Origin of the sequence: Nocardiopsis sp. TNDT3 (assembly GCF_003427465.1) — a bacterium.
Classification (GTDB): Bacteria; Actinomycetota; Actinomycetes; order Streptosporangiales; family Streptosporangiaceae; genus Nocardiopsis; species Nocardiopsis dassonvillei.
In genome coordinates this window covers 1-2,699 of sequence record NZ_QPFC01000891.1, presented here as the reverse complement: position 1 = coordinate 2,699, position 2,699 = coordinate 1, and the positions used below count along the sequence as shown (strand labels likewise).

At 73.1% G+C, this 2,699-nt stretch carries 4 protein-coding genes; 1 reads left to right on the top strand and 3 read right to left on the bottom strand.

What is annotated here, in order from left to right; all coding sequences use genetic code 11:
* Positions 1–461 (top strand): hypothetical protein (locus tag DQW06_RS21180; RefSeq protein ID WP_117199163.1); only part of this gene is annotated, 461 nt, incomplete at its 5' end.
* Here DQW06_RS21180 and DQW06_RS21175 read toward each other — a convergent pair.
* The 3 genes from DQW06_RS21175 to DQW06_RS21165 form a co-directional block, all read right to left on the bottom strand.
* Positions 439–786, bottom strand: a complete 348-nt coding sequence (locus DQW06_RS21175) for a VOC family protein (protein WP_117199162.1) — start codon at positions 784–786, stop codon at positions 439–441. The genes DQW06_RS21180 and DQW06_RS21175 overlap by 23 nt on opposite strands.
* Before the next feature lie 156 nt (positions 787–942).
* Positions 943–1,647: an AAA family ATPase gene (locus DQW06_RS21170; protein WP_117199161.1), complete on the bottom strand. Its 705-nt coding sequence runs from the start codon at positions 1,645–1,647 to the stop codon at positions 943–945.
* Between the two features lie 324 nt (positions 1,648–1,971).
* Positions 1,972–2,699 (bottom strand): TetR/AcrR family transcriptional regulator (locus DQW06_RS21165; protein ID WP_157983533.1); only part of this gene is annotated, 728 nt, incomplete at its 5' end.

Below are 2,699 nucleotides of genomic sequence, written 5' to 3'. Positions count from 1 at the left end.
AGGAGTGGATGGTCGCCGCGATCGGCTTCGCCATGCCCGCGCTGCGCACCTGCGCCCGCCGCCTGTGCCGGGGCCTGGACCCGCGCACCGTCGAGGAGGTGGAGGAGGAGCTCCTCGCGGGCTTCGTCCACGCCGTCCGTGAGGCCGACACCGCCTGGCACCGCCTGCACTGGGCGCTGCGCTGCCGCGCCCAGCGCGCGGGCCTTCGGGCCCGGACCGCCGCGCTGCGTCAGCCGCTCCTCATGGCCGAACCGCCCGTCACCGCCATCGTCCCCACCGGAACGCCGGACACGGTCCTCTGCCGGGCTGCCCGCCACGACGTGATCACCCCGGACGAGGCCGAGATCATCGGCCGCACCCGCCTGGAGGGCGTCTCCCTGGCCACGGTCGCCCGGGAGTGGGGTGTGCCGTACTGGCGGACGGGTGTGTGGGGTGCTGTCAGTGGTGGTCCAGGACGTTGACCACCCGGCCGTTGGGGTCGCGGACGAAGAACCGTCGCACGCCCCACTCCTCGTCCTGCAGAGGGTGGATGATCTCCGCGCCGCTGTCCCGCACGGCCGCGTAGGCCGCGTCCACGTCGTCCACCTCGACACTCATGTCGGGGACGACCAGGCCGGTCTTGTCATCGGTCACGAAGCTGACCTGTGCGGCCGGAGAGGACGGGGAGGCGAGCGTCATGATCCAACCGTGGTTCATGACCTCCTCGAAGCCCAGCAGGCCGTAGAACTCCCGGCTCTCCCGCAGCGCCTCCGACCGAATGTCGGGCACCACGCGGCGAACGGCCATCGACGACTCCAGGTGGGAACGAACCTGCCTCCGGGACGCTCCCACAGGTACTACGGTGCAACCACCGCCGCAAGCGCTTTTCCGTGACGGCCGGGGCGGGGGACGCTCCGCCCCTCCGGACCACGCACGCGCGGAGGCGAAGCCGACCGGCCGGGGTCACGGGGTACCGGACATCACGCGTTCGATCCGGGCGGGTGGTGGTTCCTCCGCGGTGCGCAGGGCGCCGAGGGCGTCCGGGCCGGAACCGAAGCGGATCCAGGCCAGCTCCCGCGCCCGGCGCCGGTCGAGCGCGAGCAGGCTGCGCGCGCCCGGCGCGAACGCCTTCGGCCCGCGCCGGGTGGCCGCGCGCAGCCGCCGCCATCGCCGCGAGTGCGTCCGGTGGCTGCGCGCGGTCACCCGCCGTCCCCGGGCGGCCTGCCCGCTCCGGGCCTCCTGCGGGGTGGCGTCGATCATCAGAACGTGGACCTCGTACCGGCGCAGTCGGCAGAGCAGGGCGAGCAGCACGCGGATCGAGCGCCGGGTCCCGCACTCGTGCACCACCACGGGGCCGCCGCGCAGCGCTATGGTCACCCGGGCCAGGTGCAGTACGTGCACCACCCAGCGCCACAGCGGGTAGGGGACGCGGCCGAGCAGCGCCCGGAGCCGGTAGCGCGACTGCAGCGAGTCGATCACCCGCACACCGTCCGCGGCGATTACGGTCCGGTCCTCGTCCCCGCGCAGACCGAACAGCCTCCGCAGCAGGGTGCTCTTCCCGGCCCCGGGAACCCCGGTGACCACCACCAGGGACCGCCGGGGGTAGACCGCCCCGCGCACCCTCGCGTCGTTCACCGAGGGTGCGTACCGCACCAGACCCTGGGACATCTTCGGTAGCTCCTCAAAGCCGACCTGGGCGCCGGTGGGGTGCGGCTCCACAGCGGCCGCGTCACCGACGTCATGGCGCTGCTGTGCACTTACCTGAGAGGTGGGTGCCGCGGAGGGCGGGAGGGCCGCCGATCGCGTTGTGGAACCGGTGGTGATTGTAGTGATGCCGCCACCTCGGAACGCCTCCGGTTCCCCTCGTCGGCCGGGTCCCCGCCGCGGGCCGGGCGGAAGTGGTCGTCCACGGTGTCGCACAGGTAGGAACCCCCCGTGTTCAGATGTACCCCGTGGCGCTCGCGGGACGCCCGTCGGGACCCCTTCGCGGGCTCACCGGGGTGTGCCCGTCGGACCCGCGAGGCCCCCGCCCGCGGGTCGGCCTCCCGATTCGATCAGCGGCGTGAGCCCGTCCAGCAGGTGTTTCATGCCGAGTTCGAAGATCGCGTGCACGTCGGTCGGCCCCGAGACGCTGAACGTCAGGGGGAACCCGCCCTGCTCGGCGATCCGCAGGAACTCCTCGCCCCGGGACCTCCACCAGTGCTCGGCGTCCATCCCGGACTCGTACCCCTCCACCACCGCGCGCGTGCCCTGGAGGGCCATGCCGGAGGTGTAGGCGGACACGAAGGTGAGGATCGCCATGGCCTCGTCCGGTGAGCGCCCCTGGCCGGTGATCACCCGCATCATCCACTCGGCGTTCTGCACCAGCCCGGGCGACTGGACCGCTCCGGCGAGCGGGGTCAGCTGGACGGCCCAGGGGTGCGCCCGGTAGATGCCCCACTCCGTCAGCAGTGCCAGTTCGAGCGCCTCGCGCCAGTCGGCGGGCGGCGGGTCGGGCAGGGCGTGCTCGGTGTAGACCTGGTCGATCATCGCCGTCACCAGCGCGTCCTTGTTCGCGACGTGGCGGTACAGGGCCATGGTGCTCACCCCCAGCTGGGTGGCGACCCTGCGCATGGACAGGCCGTCGATTCCCTCGGCGTCGGCGATGGCGATCGCGGTCCGGACGATGGCCTCCCGGGCGAGGCCGCCGGTCTCGGCGGCCGGACGATGGCTTCCCGGGT

What these genes read in the sequence shown, in the direction of transcription:
- DQW06_RS21175 (WP_117199162.1), bottom strand. Translation starts at nt 786, where the DNA reads ATGGCCGTTCGCCGCGTGGTGCCCGACATTCGGTCGGAGGCGCTGCGG.
- DQW06_RS21170 (WP_117199161.1), bottom strand. Translation starts at nt 1,647, where the DNA reads ATGTCCCAGGGTCTGGTGCGGTACGCACCCTCGGTGAACGACGCGAGG.